General features: G+C 66.9%; 22 protein-coding genes. 18 read left to right on the top strand and 4 right to left on the bottom strand.

From position 1 onward, the window contains the following. The first annotated feature begins 109 nt into the window (after window positions 1-109). The 3 genes from mftE to mftG are packed head-to-tail and all read left to right on the top strand — an operon-like array spanning window position 110 to window position 3,481. On the top strand, window positions 110-820 hold the full coding sequence (gene mftE / locus L5G28_RS06405) for a mycofactocin biosynthesis peptidyl-dipeptidase MftE (protein ID WP_237000804.1): 711 nt from the start codon (window positions 110-112) through the stop codon (window positions 818-820). Further along, entirely contained in the window at window positions 817-2,247 is a 1,431-nt protein-coding gene (gene mftF, locus L5G28_RS06410) for a mycofactocin biosynthesis glycosyltransferase MftF (protein WP_237000805.1), read from the top strand. The genes mftE and mftF overlap by 4 nt, the downstream gene beginning before the upstream one ends. 4 nt (window positions 2,248-2,251) lie before the next feature. Then, window positions 2,252-3,481 carry a mycofactocin system GMC family oxidoreductase MftG gene (mftG, locus tag L5G28_RS06415; protein WP_237000806.1) on the top strand — a complete coding sequence of 410 codons (1,230 nt, stop codon included), beginning with the start codon at window positions 2,252-2,254 and terminating at the stop codon, window positions 3,479-3,481. A 27-nt stretch (window positions 3,482-3,508) separates the two neighbouring features. Here mftG and L5G28_RS06420 read toward each other — a convergent pair whose 3' ends face one another. From L5G28_RS06420 to L5G28_RS06435, 4 genes are all read right to left on the bottom strand, one after another. Further along, on the bottom strand, window positions 3,509-4,180 hold the full coding sequence (locus L5G28_RS06420) for a vitamin K epoxide reductase family protein (protein WP_237000807.1): 672 nt from the start codon (window positions 4,178-4,180) through the stop codon (window positions 3,509-3,511). 6 nt (window positions 4,181-4,186) lie between these two features. Continuing rightward, entirely contained in the window at window positions 4,187-4,933 is a 747-nt protein-coding gene (locus L5G28_RS06425; protein ID WP_237000808.1) for a DsbA family protein, read from the bottom strand. A gap of 159 nt (window positions 4,934-5,092) precedes the next feature. Further along, window positions 5,093-5,851, bottom strand: a complete 759-nt coding sequence (locus L5G28_RS06430) for a DsbA family protein (protein WP_237000809.1) — start codon at window positions 5,849-5,851, stop codon at window positions 5,093-5,095. Between the two features lie 9 nt (window positions 5,852-5,860). Next, the gene (locus L5G28_RS06435; RefSeq protein WP_236996194.1) at window positions 5,861-6,352 is read right to left on the bottom strand and encodes a hotdog fold domain-containing protein; all 492 of its coding nucleotides are present in this window, start codon (window positions 6,350-6,352) and stop codon (window positions 5,861-5,863) included. A gap of 915 nt (window positions 6,353-7,267) precedes the next feature. Here L5G28_RS06435 and rpsJ point away from each other — a divergent pair. The 15 genes from rpsJ (at window position 7,268) to L5G28_RS06510 (ending at window position 16,825) form a co-directional block, all read left to right on the top strand. After that, window positions 7,268-7,573, top strand: coding sequence for a 30S ribosomal protein S10 (rpsJ, locus tag L5G28_RS06440; protein ID WP_003938093.1), 306 nt, complete (start codon window positions 7,268-7,270; stop codon window positions 7,571-7,573). Between the two features lie 16 nt (window positions 7,574-7,589). Next, a complete protein-coding gene (gene rplC / locus L5G28_RS06445; RefSeq protein ID WP_236996196.1) occupies window positions 7,590-8,246 on the top strand; it encodes a 50S ribosomal protein L3 in 657 nt (218 codons plus the stop codon). Beyond that, window positions 8,243-8,899 (top strand): 50S ribosomal protein L4, encoded by a 657-nt coding sequence (rplD, locus tag L5G28_RS06450; RefSeq protein WP_236996197.1) that lies wholly within the window; start codon window positions 8,243-8,245, stop codon window positions 8,897-8,899. Before rplC ends, rplD begins: the two co-directional genes overlap by 4 nt. A 2-nt stretch (window positions 8,900-8,901) precedes the next feature. Then, window positions 8,902-9,207 carry a 50S ribosomal protein L23 gene (gene rplW, locus L5G28_RS06455; RefSeq protein WP_236996198.1) on the top strand — a complete coding sequence of 102 codons (306 nt, stop codon included), beginning with the start codon at window positions 8,902-8,904 and terminating at the stop codon, window positions 9,205-9,207. 31 nt (window positions 9,208-9,238) lie between these two features. After that, on the top strand, window positions 9,239-10,075 hold the full coding sequence (rplB, locus tag L5G28_RS06460; protein ID WP_236996199.1) for a 50S ribosomal protein L2: 837 nt from the start codon (window positions 9,239-9,241) through the stop codon (window positions 10,073-10,075). A 16-nt stretch (window positions 10,076-10,091) separates the two neighbouring features. Beyond that, complete coding sequence (gene rpsS / locus L5G28_RS06465) at window positions 10,092-10,373, top strand: 30S ribosomal protein S19 (RefSeq protein WP_236996200.1); 282 nt, start codon at window positions 10,092-10,094, stop codon at window positions 10,371-10,373. Window positions 10,374-10,376: 3 nt separating this feature from the next. After that, window positions 10,377-10,787 carry a 50S ribosomal protein L22 gene (rplV, locus tag L5G28_RS06470; RefSeq protein WP_236996201.1) on the top strand — a complete coding sequence of 137 codons (411 nt, stop codon included), beginning with the start codon at window positions 10,377-10,379 and terminating at the stop codon, window positions 10,785-10,787. Between the two features lie 3 nt (window positions 10,788-10,790). Next, on the top strand, window positions 10,791-11,603 hold the full coding sequence (gene rpsC / locus L5G28_RS06475; RefSeq protein WP_236996202.1) for a 30S ribosomal protein S3: 813 nt from the start codon (window positions 10,791-10,793) through the stop codon (window positions 11,601-11,603). A gap of 3 nt (window positions 11,604-11,606) precedes the next feature. Continuing rightward, a complete protein-coding gene (gene rplP / locus L5G28_RS06480; protein WP_008376013.1) occupies window positions 11,607-12,023 on the top strand; it encodes a 50S ribosomal protein L16 in 417 nt (138 codons plus the stop codon). After that, a complete protein-coding gene (gene rpmC, locus L5G28_RS06485) occupies window positions 12,023-12,256 on the top strand; it encodes a 50S ribosomal protein L29 (protein ID WP_161893840.1) in 234 nt (77 codons plus the stop codon). The genes rplP and rpmC overlap by 1 nt, the downstream gene beginning before the upstream one ends. After that, a complete protein-coding gene (gene rpsQ / locus L5G28_RS06490; RefSeq protein WP_236996203.1) occupies window positions 12,253-12,534 on the top strand; it encodes a 30S ribosomal protein S17 in 282 nt (93 codons plus the stop codon). The genes rpmC and rpsQ overlap by 4 nt, the downstream gene beginning before the upstream one ends. A gap of 156 nt (window positions 12,535-12,690) precedes the next feature. Beyond that, window positions 12,691-13,602, top strand: a complete 912-nt coding sequence (locus L5G28_RS06495) for a glycosyltransferase family 2 protein (protein ID WP_237000810.1) — start codon at window positions 12,691-12,693, stop codon at window positions 13,600-13,602. 69 nt (window positions 13,603-13,671) lie between these two features. After that, the gene (locus tag L5G28_RS06500; protein ID WP_237000811.1) at window positions 13,672-15,177 is read left to right on the top strand and encodes an ATP-binding cassette domain-containing protein; all 1,506 of its coding nucleotides are present in this window, start codon (window positions 13,672-13,674) and stop codon (window positions 15,175-15,177) included. Next, entirely contained in the window at window positions 15,174-16,007 is an 834-nt protein-coding gene (locus L5G28_RS06505; RefSeq protein ID WP_237000812.1) for an ABC transporter permease, read from the top strand. Before L5G28_RS06500 ends, L5G28_RS06505 begins: the two co-directional genes overlap by 4 nt. Further along, window positions 16,004-16,825, top strand: a complete 822-nt coding sequence (locus L5G28_RS06510; RefSeq protein ID WP_237000813.1) for an ABC transporter permease — start codon at window positions 16,004-16,006, stop codon at window positions 16,823-16,825. The genes L5G28_RS06505 and L5G28_RS06510 overlap by 4 nt, the downstream gene beginning before the upstream one ends. The last annotated feature ends 79 nt before the right edge of the window (window positions 16,826-16,904 follow it).

The following is a 16,904-nucleotide window of genomic DNA, read 5'->3' on the forward strand; positions in this document are numbered from 1 at the left end:
TCCGACTCAGCATTACACACACCGCATCGGTGTATCAGCTGCGGGCTCGGCTATGGGGAAACGTCGACGGGCCTATGGCGACGGCGGACACGTCGGTAGGGTTACTGGAATGACCCCTGCGCTCGAATTGGGGGCCCGGGTGTGGAGCGACTTGATCGACAGAGATCTGACGATCGTCGTACCGGTCGGGGCCGTCGAACAGCATGGACCGCATCTGCCCGTCGACACCGACGGTCGGATCGCCACCGACATCGCCCGCCACGCAGTCGAATCGGTGGCCGACGGCGACGTCCTCCTCGCGCCGGCCATCGCCTACGGCGCGTCCGGTGAACACGAGGGGTTCCCCGGGACGGTGTCGATCGGCGCAGACGTGCTCGAACGGCTGATCGTCGAGTACGGCCGGAGCGTGTGCCGATGGGCCGCCCGCGTCGTGTTCGTGAACGGGCACGGCGGCAATGCGCTCGCGCTGGCCGCAGCCGTCGCACTCCTCCGATACGAGGGACGCGACGCGGCGTGGTGGCCGTGCGCTTTCGCGGACGCCGACGCGCACGCAGGCGACACCGAGACGTCGCTGCTGCTGTCGATGAGCCCGGGCGCGGTGCGCGTCGACGCGGTCGAGGCCGGCGTCACGACGCCGGTCGCCCAGCTGATGGACGGGCTGCGTTCCGGCGGTGTCGCCGCGGTCAGCCCGAACGGGGTCCTCGGGGATCCGACGTCCGCCGACGCTGCCCGCGGCGCGGCGATGCGCGCGGCGGGCGCGAGCGCACTCGCGACGTCATTGCAGGCGTGGACCGTGCGCGACGACGGGCGGCTCGCGTGAACGCAGGCACGGCAGGCCCGGCGACGACGTCGCTGCCCGCCGGATTCCAGGTGCAGATCGATCCGCGGTGCGCGCGCGGCGGAAACCTGCGCCACCTCGTCGGCGGTTCGCCGTTGCGGGTGATGAAACTGTCCGACCCGGCGTTGGGAATGACGTCGGGTGACGGCCGGATCGCAGTACACGACACCGGAACGCAAATTCTCGCGCGCCGACTGCTCGATGCGGGCATCGCTCACCCGCGTCCCATGTCCGGCCCCGACGTCTCCGATGTGACCGTGGTGATTCCGGTGCACGGCAACCAGGCCGGGATCGACCGCCTGCTCAGCGCGCTCGGCGACGTCGAAGTGATCGTCGTCGACGACGCCTCCGACGAGCCGATCCGTGTGCCTGCCGGAGTCCGGTCGATCAGATTCGACGACAATCAGGGGCCGGCCGCGGCCCGAAACGCGGGAACCGCAGCGGCCGACACCGAGTTCGTCGCGTTCCTCGACTCGGACACCGTCCCGGAGAGCGGGTGGCTGACGATGCTGCTCGGCCATTTCGCGGACCCCGCGGTCGCGATCGTCGCACCGCGGATCGTTGGTCTCGGCATGGTCTGCAGCGGTGCGCAACAACCGGATTCGTCGGCCGTCGCCGAATACGCCAACCGCTTCTCCTCGCTCGACATGGGGCCGCGGGAAGCTCTCGTCGCTCCGGGCAGCCCCATCGCGTACGTGCCGAGCGCAGCGATGGTGATCCGCCGTGACGCATTCCTCGGCTTCGACGAGTCGCTGCGCGTCGCCGAGGACGTCGACCTGTGCTGGCGGACCCACGAGCACGGCTGGCGAATCCGGTACGACCCCATTGCGTCGGTCGGCCATGACCATCGAGAGACGTTGCGCGCCATGCTGAATCGGCGACGATTCTATGGGACGGGCGGTGCGGAGCTGGCGCTCCGGCACGGTGCGCTGGCTGCGCCGGTCGTCACGACGGTGCCGCTGGCCGCAGCGGTCATCGGGTTGATGATGCGCAGCCGGTGGGGCGCGCTGGTCGCCGCAGTGATCCTCGCGTTCGTGTACCGGCGGACGCGCCGGCTGCTCGGCGACGTGCCACGGGCACGGGCGATCGCCGCCCAGAACACGGCGCGCGCCGTCGGTTTCGGTCTGCTGCAGGCGTGCGCGGCGGTGCTGCGGCACTACTGGCCCGTGTCGTTGCTCGCGTTCGCGTGCAGCCGTCGCTTCCGTCGCTGGTTGCCGTGGGTCGCGGTTGCCGAAGCGGTCGCGATGTGGGTGCGCTGTCAACTCGTCGACCCGGAGGCTCCGGTGATGAGCCCACTGCACTACGCCGCTTACCGCCGTCTCGACGACCTCGCGTACGGGGCAGGGCTGTGGCAGGGTGCGCTGAAACGTCGCGATGTCGGTGCGCTGCGCCCAGTGATCTCCCGGTGACCCGGTGAGTCCCCACCCGGCGAGCGCCGACGTCGTGATCGTCGGGGCGGGGTCGGCCGGATGCGTGCTCGCCGAACGGCTGTCGCGAGACCCGTCGCGTGCAGTGACTGTGCTCGAACGCGGGCCCCGCGGACCGTTCGCGGCTCCGCTCGACCGTCTGCCCATCGATTCGCCCGACCGGGCGACGCCGATCGTCGAACGCGGCGGCAGGCCGGTGGTGCGGGGCAGCGGGGTCGGCGGGTCGTCGGCGATCAACGGCGCCTATTTCCTCCGCGGACACCGCGACGACTACCGGTCGTGGCCGTGGAGCGGTGACGAGGTCGACTCCGCGTTCGATGCCGCCGCCGCGTCGATGCGGGCGACCCCGTTCGCCGACGACGAACTCGGCGTGCTGGCGCGTACGTTCGAGGCCGCGTGCGGTGGGCCCGTGAACACCGGGCCGTGGCCGAGCGACGGGCTGAACCGGGTGTGGAGCAACCGCGTCGACGGCGCGCGGTGGACCGCCGGGCACGTTCTGTCTGCGGCGGCGGGCCGGCCCGGGTTGACGATCCGACCCGGTGTCGACGTCGTCGCGTTGGAGACGTCCGGGGACGAGGTGGTCGGAGTCCGCGTGGCGACCGGGGAACTGATCGAGGCAGGCGAAGTGATCGTCTGCGCGGGCACGCTCGGCACCGCGCGACTCGTCGCACCGCTGGTCGGTCCGCTGCCTGTCCACGAGCACGCCGAACGGATCGTGCGATTCACGCCGCGGACGGCGCTGCGAGCTCCCGCATTGCTGCAGACTGTGCTGCACGTCGACGGGCTGGAGATCAGGGCGTACGGAGACGACTTCGCGGCGTTCACCTCGCTGGAGCCGACCGGGGCGCCGATCGGTGTCGCCGACATGGCGGGCACCTCGGGTGTCGTCGACGGCGAATCGATCGATCTGGGCGTGCCGGACGCGGCGTCGTCGGAGAGGATGTCGCGCGGTGTCCGGCGGGTGGTCGACATGCTCGAGGGCCGCACGTTCGCCGACCTCGTCGAACCGGGGTCGGTGCGGGTGGATCCGGTGATCGGCCTGTCCCAGCACGCGTGGGGATCGTTACCGGCAGGCGAGGCGACCGATGCCGACGGCCGTGTGCAGGGGTGGCGCGGTCTACGGGTGGTCGACGGCTCGATCCTGCCCGGCCCGCTGCACAGCGGGCCGCACGCGAGCATCGTCATGCTCGCCGTGCTGCTCGCTGCTCGAATCTGATGTCGGTCGCTCGCGCGGAGACGACCGTCAGAACAGGGTCCGCCAGTAGTCCCAGAACTCGACGGCGCCCGCGGCGATCACCGCGGCGTACCAGACGGGCAGCAGGACGCCCATCCATTCACGGATCGACCGGCCGATCCTGTTGTCGGGCAGAGCGCGCGAGACGCTGAGCACCAGGATCAGCGGGGTAATGGCCCAAACCACCATGCAGTACGGGCAGAGAGCGCCGATGCGGTAGATGCTCTGGAAGATCAGGTAGTGGACGAACACCCAGCCCAGGGCGGTGCCGATCGACAGCCCGATCCAGTACCAGCGGGGGAGCCGTACCCGGCCGATCGCGAGGACCGCGGTCACGATGACCACCGCGAACGCGGGGAGGCCGAGGATGGGGTTGGGGAACCCGAAGAAACGACCCTGCTCGGTGACCATGACCGATCCGCACGAGATGATCGGGTTGAAGTTGCACGAGAGGCTGGCTTCGGGGTTGATCAGCAGTTCGATGCGTTCGATCGTGAGCATCGCGGCCGCGGTCAGTCCGAGGATGCCAGTGATCAGGAGCACCCACGCCGCGATCGGGGACGTCGCGCGCGGCTCGGTCAGCGCACGACCGGTCCATTCGTCGCCGGACGCGGCGACAGGTTCGGTCGCCGGACCGGGGCCGTCTGGCTCGGGTGCGTCGGCGACGTCCTGCTCGGTCATCGTCGGCTACTTCGCGGCGCCGTTGACGGCGTCCGTGAGCTGCTGGGTCGACATGTTCATCGCGTCGATGGTCTCGCCGTTGAGGCGGACCCACGGAGTGCCCTGGAAGCCGGAGTCCTGCATGGTGCTGGAGCTCTGGTCGGACAGCCAGTCGCCGAACTGGTCGTCCTTGATGCATTGGGAGACGCCGGTCGCGCCCGCTTCCTCGGCGAACTTACGCAGCTGGTCGTCGCTCGGGCCGGGGCCGCCCTCCTGCTGCTGGTTCGCGAAGAGGAGGTTGTGGAACTTGAGCCAGACCGACATGTCGCCGGTCTTGCCGGTCGCTTCGGCGACGCACATCGACGCGTTGGACGTGTTCGCCGAGAACTCGGTCTGGCCGCCGCGATCGAGGAAGATGATCGGCTTGTAATCGACCGCGACGTTCGGGTTCTTCGCGAGCTCCTGGAGCGTCGCGCCGTGCCTGGTCTCGAACGCCTGGCAGGCGGGGCACTGGAAGTCTTCGACGAGCGACACCACGGCCTTGGGCTCGGTGCCCTTCGGCGCGGCCGACACCCGGATGAAGCCGTCCTCGGTGACGACGGTCGGGGTGGCGGAGGCGCCGGTGCTCGAGTCCTCGCTGTTGCTGTTCACCGCCCAGACCGCGATGCCTGCGGCTACTGCGATCAGCACCCCGGCCGCCCCGATCTTGAATATGAGGGAGCGGCGGCGTTCTGCCTGTCGCGGGTCGACGACGGTTCGACGATTCTGGGTCACAGTTCATCCTTCGCAGGTGGTGCCGCGCCGGGCTCGACGACCGTTAGGTGCGCGACGAAGCGTACTCGGGTGCAAGAGTACTGGTTTCACCCTGAGAGATGCATGACAGACACCTCGGAGCATCCAGCCTGTCCGGGTCGTCCGACCCCGGTCGGTCGATCAGCGTCGAGCGGCGTCGACCGCGGCTTTCAGCTCCGACGCCGATCGTGCCGTGACCTTCTCGCCGTTCACCAGGACGGTCGGAGTGCCTTCGAAATCGGAGTCGTTGGTCACGGCGTCGGTCGTGGCGGCCACGTCGTCGCGGTACTGGCCGCTGGTGATGCAATCGGCGACGTCGGGTACATCGGCCTCGGCGGCGATGGCGATGATCTCGTCGTCGTCGAGGCCCGGGCCGCCCTCGTCGGGCTGCCGTTCGAACATCGTGTGCTGGAATCCCCGCCACCGCGCCTGACTCGTGACCGAGCCGTCGCCCGCATGCCACACGCAGTACGACGCGTTGGCTGCGCGCGACGAGTAGCGGTCGGGGGAGACGCGGTCCAGGAAGGAGATGATCTGGTAGTCGATCGCGATCTCCGGGTCGGCCGCGTAACCGTCGAGGGTCGTTCCGGTCAGGCTCTCGAACTGTTGGCACGCCGGGCAGGCGAGGTCTTCGATGATGGTGACCACGACTTTCGGCTGACCGGCCGCGGCGGTGACGCGGAACGCCCCGCCTGCCATCACGGGCGCCCCGGTGGACGGTGTGCTCGACGCTGAGGTGTCGGCGGAGGTGTCAGCGGACGGGGTCGAACCGTCGGACACCGGCGTGCCGTCTGTTCCGCAGGCTCCGACGAGGAGGGCTCCGGCGGCGACGATGCAGCCGAACGCGGCCGCGCGGACCGTTTGCGAGGGGACGAGACGGTGACGGCCGAGTGCATTCATGCGCTCATCCTAAGCGGGCGTCACCCAGGTCGTGATGTCGCAGTGGACCACTTCGGTGCTTTCGCGGTCGAGGATGCGGATGGACACGACGACGTCGGTGCCCTCGGTGATCGCGTCGAAGTCGACCGGTTCGGCGAGTTCGGCGTGCGCGGTGAGCCGGGTGTTCGCCTTCGTCAGGTACTGCGTGTTCATCCCCTTCGGGATCCACCGGTGCGTCGTCGGCACGGTGGCCTCCATCAGCATGCCCATCGCGGTCTCCGCGAGGTTGCACGCCGCGATCGCGTGGAAGGTGCCGATGTGATTGTGTACGCCGAACCACTTGGGGGCGGTCACCCGGCAGTATCCGGGCTCCATCTCCTCGACGAACGGCAGGATCGTGCCGAAGTAGGGGACCCGCGCGACCATGCCGAGCGAGAACAGCGCGTCGCCGATCTTGTTCTGCGGCAGCCTGCGACGGAGCGCGTACGTCGGACTCTTACTGTTACCGGAAGTGTCACTCATGGCTCGATGGTAGCCGTCCCGCAGCCTCACCTGCGCTCGCGCAGCCTCAATCCGTCCTTCGCGATCACGGTACGACCACGCTCAGCCACCAGTCGGCGGCAGCTCTGCATCGGCTGCCCCTCCTCAAGGCCGACCACCGGCTGGTGCACGTGACCCGGAACGGAAACAACGGAGGCGGGACACGCGGACATCGAAAGGTGCACGGCGCGCTCCGGGCCGGCGCGTCCAGGGAGGCGATCGCTGCGCGGCTCCGCGGCCGACGATCGCCCGGGTCCTGTGAACGCGCGCGCCGCCGTGGCGCACGGAAGTCCGCTGTCCGAATCCGTCGGTGAGTCCTGGAGTCGCGCCCAGATGATCGAAGCCAAAATCGCATCGCCGACGCTGCAGTGCGAGCACCGAATCGCAGGCGAAACCTACCGGTTCGACTTCGATTGGCGGTGCCGGCTCGTCGGTGAGTTCGACGGACTGCACAAATACGGTCGGCTGCGCAGACGGGGCGAGGACGTCGCTGAGGCTGCGTCAGTAGAGTTGAGGCTGCGGCAGCGAGACGAAGGTCACCGTAGCGGACCTCGTGAAACGATTTGAGATCACCGACCAGGTGCTGCATACTGTTCAGGTTGCCTCCAGTTCGGAGGCTCACAACTTCTAGGGCCGCAACCGCGGGCCAGGTGTGTAACGCGTGCGATTTGCTGATCGACACGGACACGACACGCCCGACCGCGGGGTACCGGAGGCGAGTCGGCGAGAGCCGGCAGCCGGACGAGAGTTCGGCACCGTACAACGACAGAAGAACAGCGTCGATCGCCCGATCTCACGGGGTTGGTCATGTGGCTCAGTTGCCGCCCGTGCATGCGCGGGTGTGGGTTCACGCGGTGTTCTGCTGTCGAGAGACAATCAGACGGAAGAGGACACAGCGTGGCGGGACAGAAGATCCGCATCAGGCTCAAGGCCTACGACCACGAAGCGATCGACGCTTCGGCGCGCAAGATCGTGGAGACCGTGACCCGCACGGGTGCACGTGTGGTCGGCCCGGTGCCGTTGCCCACCGAAAAGAACGTGTACTGCGTCATCCGTTCGCCGCATAAGTACAAGGACAGCCGCGAACACTTCGAGATGCGCACTCACAAACGACTCATCGACATCCTCGACCCGACGCCCAAGACGGTCGATGCCCTTATGCGCATCGACCTGCCTGCCAGCGTCGACGTCAACATTCAGTGACGGAGGATCGGATTAAATGAGCAAGCAGAATGCAACCAAGGGCATCCTGGGCACCAAGCTCGGCATGACCCAGGTCTTCGACGAGAACAACCGGGTCGTCCCGGTGACCGTCATCGCGACCGGCTCCAACGTCGTCACCCAGCTCCGCACTGCGGAGCGTGACGGCTACACGGCAGTCCAGCTCGCCTACGGCGCCATCGACCCCCGCAAGGTGAACAAGCCGGTCGCCGGCCAGTTCGCCAAGGCCGGAGTGACCCCGCGCCGCCACCTCACCGAGCTTCGTGTCAACGACATCTCGGAGTTCGAGGTCGGCCAGGAACTCGGAGCCGACCTGTTCACCGACGGTGTCAAGGTCGACGTGACCGGCACCTCCAAGGGCAAGGGCTTCGCCGGCGTCATGAAGCGTCACGGCTTCGCTGGTCTGGGCGCGAGCCACGGTACGCACCGCGTCCACCGTTCGCCGGGCTCCATCGGCGGCTGTGCGACTCCGGGCCGCGTGTTCAAGGGCATGCGCATGGCAGGCCGTATGGGTAACGACAAGGTGACCACGCAGAACCTGACGGTTCACAAGGTCGACGCCGACGCCGGTCTCCTGTTGATCAAGGGCGCGATCCCCGGCCGCAAGGGCGGCGTCGTGGTGGTCCGCGAGGCAGTGAAGGGTGGCAACAAGTGAGCACCGAAACCGCAACCAAGCTGACGCTCGACGTCCGCGCTGCCGACGGCTCCGTCAACGGAACCGTCGACCTGCCGGCTGAGCTTTTCGACAAGACCGCGAACATCGCGCTGATGCACCAGGTCGTCGTCGCCCAGCAGGCCGCAGGCCGTCAGGGCACGCACTCGACCAAGACGCGCGGACTGGTCGCCGGCGGCGGCGCCAAGCCGTACCGCCAGAAGGGCACCGGTCGCGCCCGTCAGGGTTCGACCCGCGCACCGCAGTTCGTCGGCGGCGGCACCGTTCACGGTCCGCAGCCGCGTGACTACTCGCAGAAGGTCAACAAGAAGATGAAGGTCGCCGCTCTCCGTGGCGCCCTGTCGGACCGTGCTCGCAGCGAGCGCATCCACGTCGTGACCGAGCTCGTCGCCGGCCAGACCCCGTCGACCAAGGCCGCCCGCAAGTTCCTGGAACTGCTGAGCGACCGTCGCAAGTTCCTGGTCGTCCTCACCCGTGAAGACGAGGCCGGCTGGAAGAGCATCGCGAACCTGCCGGGCGTGCTGGGCATCACCGCTGATCAGCTCAACACGTACGACATCCTCGATTCCGATGAGGTCGTGTTCAGCGTCGAGACCCTGAACGTCTTCATCGAGCTGAACAAGAAGGAGGCCTAGGAATGGCTACGCACGCAGATCCGCGTGACATCATCCTGGCGCCGGTGATCTCGGAGAAGGCCTACGGGCTGATCGAAGACAACGTGTACACCTTCCTGGTGCACCCGGATTCGAACAAGACCCAGATCAAGATCGCGATCGAGGCGATCTTCGACGTCAAGGTCTCCAGCGTCAACACCGCGAACCGTCAGGGCAAGCGCAAGCGCACTCGCTTCGGTTACGGCAAGCGCAAGAACACCAAGCGCGCCATCGTGACGCTGTCCGCTGACAGCAAGCCCATCGAGATCTTCGGGGGAGCGGTCAGCTGACCGCCCGCGAGAAGGATAGGGACTAACACTCATGGCAATTCGTAAGTACAAGCCGACGACCCCGGGTCGCCGCGGCTCGAGCGGTGCCGACTTCTCCGAGGTCACTCGTTCGCACCCCGAGAAGTCGCTGGTCCGCCCGCTGTCTTCCAGCGGTGGCCGCAACGCCCACGGTCGCATCACCACTCGTCACAAGGGTGGCGGCCACAAGCGTGCCTACCGTCTGATCGACTTCCGTCGTAACGACAAGGACGGCATCAACGCCAAGGTCGCTCACATCGAGTACGACCCGAACCGTACGGCTCGGATCGCACTGCTCCACTTCGTCGACGGCGAGAAGCGCTACATCATCGCGCCGAAGAACCTGAAGCAGGGCGACATCGTCGAGTCGGGTCCGAACGCCGACATCAAGCCGGGCAACAACCTGCCGCTGCGCAACATCCCGACCGGTACCCAGATCCACAACGTGGAACTGCGTCCGGGCGGTGGCGCCAAGATGGCACGCTCGGCCGGTGCGTCGATCCAGCTCCTCGGCAAGGAAGGCCCCTACGCCACGCTGCGTATGCCGTCCGGTGAGATCCGTCGTGTCGACGTGCGCTGCCGCGCAACCGTCGGCGAGGTCGGCAACGCCGAGCAGAGCAACATCAACTGGGGCAAGGCCGGCCGCATGCGCTGGAAGGGCAAGCGCCCGACCGTCCGCGGTGTCGTCATGAACCCGGTCGACCACCCGCACGGTGGCGGCGAGGGCAAGACGTCCGGTGGTCGCCACCCGGTCAGCCCGTGGGGTCAGCCGGAAGGCCGCACCCGCAAGAACAAGCCCAGCGACAAGCTGATCGTCCGCCGCCGTCGTACCGGCAAGAACAAGCGATAATAGGAGGAGGTAAAAAATGCCACGCAGCCTGAAGAAGGGCCCGTTCGTCGACGACCACCTCCTGAAGAAGGTGGACGTTCAGAACGAGAAGGGCACCAAGCAGGTCATCAAGACCTGGTCGCGCCGCTCGACCATCACGCCTGACTTCATCGGTCACACGTTCGCCGTCCACGACGGTCGCAAGCACGTGCCGGTGTTCGTGTCGGATTCCATGGTGGGGCACAAGCTCGGCGAGTTCGCACCCACCCGAACCTTCAAGGGTCACATCAAGGATGACCGGAAAGCGAAGCGCCGGTAAACCATGACTACTGAAACTGACAACGCAGTGCAGACCGCACGGGCGACCGCGAAGTTCGTTCGCGTCACCCCGATGAAGGCTCGCCGCGTCCTCGACCTGGTCCGCGGCAAGAACGTGGACGAGGCCCTGGACATTCTGCGGTTCGCCCCGCAGTCGGCCAGCGAGCCCGTGTACAAGGTGCTCGCCAGCGCGATCGCCAACGCAGAGAACAACCAGGGTCAGGATCGTCGCACCCTGGTCATCTCGGAGGCTTACGCCGACGAGGGGCCGACCTTGAAGCGCTTCCAGCCTCGCGCCCAGGGCCGTGCGTTCCGCATCCGCAAGCGCACCAGCCACATCACCGTGGTCGTTGCAGCTGCAGCGGAGAACGGCGGACGTGCTCGTTCGCGCCAGCAGAAGAAGAAGGGAGCCTGAACCGTGGGCCAGAAGATCAACCCGCATGGCTTCCGCCTCGGCATCACCACCGACTGGAGCTCGCGTTGGTACGCCGACAAGCAGTACGCGGAGTACGTCAAGGAAGACGTCGCCATCCGCAAGCTGCTGAGCACCGGCCTCGAGCGCGCAGGCATCTCCAAGGTGGAGATCGAGCGCACCCGTGACCGTGTTCGCGTCGACATCCACACCGCTCGTCCGGGCATCGTCATCGGCCGCCGCGGCGCCGAAGCCGATCGCATCCGCGGCGACCTGGAGAAGCTCACCGGCAAGCAGGTTCAGCTGAACATCCTCGAGGTCAAGAACCCCGAGGCCGACGCCCAGCTCGTTGCTCAGGGCGTCGCCGAGCAGCTGTCCAACCGTGTGGCGTTCCGCCGCGCGATGCGCAAGGCCATCCAGTCGGCCATGCGCCAGCCGGGCGTGAAGGGCATTCGTGTCCAGTGCTCGGGCCGTCTCGGCGGAGCTGAGATGAGCCGCAAGGAGTTCTACCGCGAAGGTCGCGTCCCGCTGCACACGCTGCGTGCCGACATCGATTACGGACTCTACGAGGCCAAGACGACCTTCGGCCGGATCGGCGTGAAGGTCTGGATCTACAAGGGTGACGTCGTCGGTGGTCGTCGCGAGCTGGCTGCGGCCGCTCCGGCAGAAGACCGTCGTCCGCGTCGTCCCAGCCGTCCGCGTCGCAGCGGTGCCTCGGGCACCACCGCGACCGGAACCGACGCGGGCCGCAGCGCGGCTGCCGAGGGTGCGGCTGCAGAGGCGTCTGCGCCTGCGCAGGCAGAGAAGCAGGAGGGCTAGCCCATGTTGATCCCTCGTCGGGTCAAGCACCGCAAGCAGCACCACCCCAGCCTGAAGGGTCAGGCGTCGGGCGGAACCAAGGTCACCTTCGGCGACTACGGTATCCAGGCCCTGGAGGGTGCTTACATCACCAACCGTCAGATCGAGTCCGCTCGTATCGCGATCAACCGCCACATCAAGCGTGGCGGCAAGGTCTGGATCAACATCTTCCCGGACCGCCCGATCACGAAGAAGCCCGCCGAGACCCGCATGGGTTCCGGTAAGGGTTCGCCCGAGTGGTGGGTGGCACCGGTGAAGCCGGGCCGCGTGCTGTTCGAGATGACCTACCCCAATGAGGAGACCGCTCGCGAGGCCCTGCGTCGCGCACAGCACAAGCTCCCCATGAAGACCCGGATCGTGACCAGAGAGGAGCAGTTCTGATGGCACTCGGAATCGCTGCGTCTGAGCTCCGCGAGCTCAGTGACACCGATCTGGTCGACCGCCTCAAGGAGTCGAAGGAAGAGTTGTTCAACCTTCGCTTCCAGATGGCAACCGGCCAGCTCGACAACAACCGTCGCCTGCGCACCGTGCGTCGTGAGATCGCTCGCGTCTACACCGTTATGCGTGAGCGCGAGCTGGGCCTGGCGTCCGGACCGGAAGGTGAAGACGCATGAGTGAGGACCAGAACGTGAACGTCGAAGAGCGCAACCGCCGCAAGGAGCGGATCGGTTACGTCGTCAGTGACAAGATGACCAAGACCGTCACGGTCGAGCTGGAAGATCGTAAGAGCCACCCGCTCTACGGCAAGATCATCCGCACGACCAGCAAGGTCAAGGCGCACGATGAGAACGAGACCGCCGGTGTCGGCGACCGCGTTCGCATCATGGAGACCCGACCGATGTCGGCCACCAAGCGCTGGCGCCTGGTCGAGGTGCTCGAGAAGGCCAAGTAGGCTTCTCGTCGCCTGACGGTGAACCACACAGATCGCCCCTCCCGGGATTCCGGGAGGGGCGTTCTTGTTTTCGTGGGTAGGGAAGGGCATCCCCTGAACGGATGACATAGTCGTTAGAGTGAGCTGAAGCGCCCGCCGTCGATGACGAGGAGTGGAATGACGACTCTGTCCGTGGTCATACCCGCATTCAACGAGGAAGACGCCATCGGCAGGTGTCTGGACCACCTGCTGAACCAGACGAGACCGGTGGATGAGATCGTCGTCGTCGACAACGCGTCGACCGATGGCACCGCCGAGATCGTGGTGGAGTACATCCGGCGATACTCGACCGACAGTGAACGTCGGATCCGTCTGCTCCCCGAACCCACACCGGGCGTTGTGGAAGCAGTGTCTGCAGGCATGTCGGCAGCCGCAGGCGACGTGGTGGCCCGCATCGATGCAGACAGCCAGGCCGACCCCGCCTGGGCCGAACGTGTGCTGGGCTTCTTCGACGACCCCGCTAACGGCGAGTACGGCGCGATGACCGGTCTCGTCATGCTCTCGGACGGTCCGGCCCGCGAGAGGCTGCTGAAGATGCAGACCAAAGCTGCGGAGAAGTTCGCCGGTGGAAAGGACATCGATTCGCTCGCAGGCGCGAACATGGCATTGCGCCGTGAATGCTGGAGCCTCGTCGAATCCAAACTGACCCGAGCGCACGACGTGTGGGACGACTTGGACCTGTCGTTGGCGCTCGTCGAACAGGGAGTGCGGTGCCGCCTTGTCCCCGGGGCGGTCGTCGATACGTCGGGACGACAGCTCCGGTTCTCGCCGATCCGCAACCGGCACTACCTCACCGGCGGTGTCCGGACTGCCAAAGCGAGGGGAGACCGTCGGCTGTTACGCCGGATGAGGGCAGACCTGCCGTTCCGGTTCGCGATGGCGACGGTGCTCTGGCTCATCATGCGCCCGTGGGACGACGCAGAGGGCACGTGGCGTCCGTACCGTTTGTTCCGGCCGCTGGAGCGGGAGCGCGCACTGATCACGGACGGTCGAGACGGTCACGGCTCTGTCTCGCCGAAGAGATTGTGAAACGCTGCCGCGGCACCGGACGATACTCTCTTTCGGGCGATGTAATGGAATTGTTCGAGGAAGGCATGCATGGAGCACGGTACGGATCCGCATGAGCACATCCGTCCCCGTCGGCAGCCTCCCCGCGACGCTTTGGCGGACACGATGCCATGGGTCCCGGAGGACGATCCGGTTCTCAAAGAGCTGCGTGCCTGGCGGGACGAGCTGGGCGGGACCCCGGCCGACGCCCAGGGCATGGCCGCAGCCGACGCCCAGGGCATGGCCGCAGTCGATACGTCGTCGCCTCGCACTGCTGCGGAACCAGACGATGCGACGGCGCGCGATGCGCCGACCCAGATCGAACGCGCAGTCGGGCCGTCGGCGCCCGTGCTGCGCCGCCGGAAGCGCGAACTACCCCAGTCGACCGAGCCTCGCGTGGACCGTGCTCGGCCGCGCGCGCCGAGGCACGCGTCCTGGGATGTGATGACCACGGCGTCGCCGGAGCCGCTGCGGTCCCCGGAAGACGTCGAGAACGCCGCCGCCGAGACGATCACCTTTCCGTCGTTGACCCCGGTGAACGCGCCGGATGGGCCTCCCGCCGAAGCTGCGATCACCGTGTCTCATCTGCGGAAGACCTTCGGCGACTTCACCGCGGTCGACGACGTGTCGTTCGTCGTCCCGAAGGGCACGATCGTCGCGCTCCTCGGCCCGAACGGTGCAGGCAAGACCACCACAGTGAACATGCTGTGCACGTTGCTCGCCCCCGACGGCGGCGAAGCCGTAGTCGCCGGACACGACATCGTCGAGGCGGCGTCGGCCGTGCGCGGTGACATCATGCTCACCGGACAGTTCGCCGCGCTCGACGAAGCGCTGACCGGGCGCGAGAACCTGATCCTGTTCGGGCGACTGCTCGGCCTGCCGAAGAAACGGGCCGCCGTGCGCGCCGACGAACTGCTCGCCGAGTTCGGTCTCACCGAGGCTGCGGGTCGCCGCGTCGGCAAGTACTCCGGCGGCATGCGCCGCCGCATCGACATCGCGTGCGGTCTCGTCACCCGGCCCGAGGTCGTGTTCCTCGACGAGCCGACGACCGGCCTCGACCCTCGGAGCCGTCAGGACGTGTGGACGGTGGTCGAGCAACTGCGGGACTCGGGTGTGACGATCCTTCTCACGACTCAGTACCTGGAAGAAGCCGATCGGCTGTCCGACAACATCGTGGTCATCGACGGCGGGCGAGTGATCGCGGAAGGCACGTCCGACGAACTGAAGGCTGCGACCGGGGCGGCGTACTGCGAAGTGACGCCCGCCCACCCGGCGTACCTCCCTCGGCTGCGCGCGCGACTCGAAGACATGTTCGACGGCCAGGCATCGGGCGGTTCGGCGGTGGACGACACCGCGTCGGACGAAGCCGGTGCGGTGTCGGTGCCCGCTCCGGACGGCCCGCAGACGCTCGCGGAAGTGATCCGTCGGACCGAGGCTGCCAAGATTCCGCTGGCCGACATCGTGCTGCGCCGTCCGTCGTTGGACGAGGTCTTCCTGGCTCTGACCGACAAGACGACAGCCAGCTCGCGGCTCGACGACGAGGACGACGCCGAGTGACGCAGGTCGTCGGAGGGCAGGAGGCCGGGGCTCAGACGATCCCGGGCGAGGTCGACGTGTCGAGTGGCGTCCGTGCGATTCGCCAGTGGTGGACGCTGACCGCTCGCGGGCTGGTCAAGGTTCTCCGCAACGGGGAGTTCGCCTTCGCATTCATCGCCCCAGTCTTCCTGGCCGTGTGCTTTTACGTTCCGCTTCGGAAGATCATGGACACCGTTCCGGGGATGGATTACGGCACATTCCTCACACCGATCATCATTCTCTTGTCCATTAGTTTCGCGGCCACGTCCGCTGCGATGCGATCGGCATTCGATGTGAGCGACGGGATCAGTGCCAGATTCCGGATTCTGCCAATGCCGAGGAGCGTTCCGCCGCTTGCGCGCCTTGCGACGAACGCCGCACTCTTGATCATTTCGTTGATCTGTGCGGCGGTGGCCTGCCTGATAATCGGATGGCGCCCCTCCGGCGGTGTCGGCGGCACCGTGTCGCTGTTCGCAATCGCGCTGGGCATCGGAATCCTGCTCGCGCTGCTGTCGGACGGTGCAGGCGGAGTCGCGAGCAGCCCGGAAGCCACGAGTCAGCTCCTCGGCCTGCCAATGATGATCCTCGGCCTGGTCTCGACCGGATTCTCGCCCGAAGAACGCTTCCCCGAGTGGATTCGCGGGTTCGCTCGCAACCAGCCTGTGTCGCAGTTCGTCGACGTGCTGCGGGTAGCGGATTCGCCGGAGTCGTTGACGTGGTCGGTGGCGGCGCCGACCGTCTGGTGGTGTGTCGGGATCGCCGTCCTCGCGGTTGCCCTGTTGACGGTCGGCGTTCGGGGGGCGCGGCGATGACGATGATCCGATCCGATGCGGTGCCTGCACGGCCGCGCGAGGTGTCGGTGCGCGCCTGGTTCGACGCATCGCGCGTACTCACCTGGCGACAACTGCTCGTGTATGTGCGGGACGTGCCGACAGTCCTGCAGTCGTTCATCGTGCCCGCCATCTCGATGGTGCTGGTCAAGGTGGTGCTCGGCGACGCGGTCGGGTCGGCGACCGGGCAGGACAGCCTGTACGGGACGGTCCCGTTGATGATCCTGATCGGAGCGATGGGCGGTTCGGTCGTGTCTGCGGTCCGCCTGAACAAGGAACGGTCGACGGGTCTGCTCGCGCGACTGTACGTGCTGCCGATCAATCGCGCCGCCGACCTCACGTCCCGGGTGGTCGCCGAGATCATCCGCATCTTTGTGCTGACGCTGGAACTGCTGCTCGTCGGCTATGTGATGGGCTTCCGGTTCGAGCAGGGTCTACTCGGGGCGCTCGGTCTCCTCGCGATACCCTTGGTGTTCGGCGGTGCGTACGCAGTCTTCGTGCTGGCGATCGCGGTGAATTCTCCGCCCGGCGCTCCGCTCGTCCAATACCTCGGACTATTGACGAATCTCCTGATGTTCTTCAACTCGGGGTTCTCGCCGATCGACGCCTATCCCGGATGGCTGCAGCCGATAGTCGCCAACCAGCCCATGACGCCGGCAATCGAGTTGATGCGAGGATTTGCAGTCGGGGGGCCAGTGCTGGAGGCTTTTATCAAAGTCATGATATGGACCGTAGTTTTCGTGGGGTGCAGTGTATACCCCGCTTTGCGTGGATATCGCAGGGCCGCGACAACTAGATGATTCCAGACGAAAGGTGCGGTGCCGGGTAATACTCTGAACTTGCGACTGCATGTGGCCGCCGCCCCTTCGGTTACAGATA

Origin of the sequence: Gordonia liuliyuniae, from assembly GCF_021739025.1 — a bacterium.
Taxonomy (GTDB): Bacteria; Actinomycetota; Actinomycetes; order Mycobacteriales; family Mycobacteriaceae; genus Gordonia; species Gordonia liuliyuniae.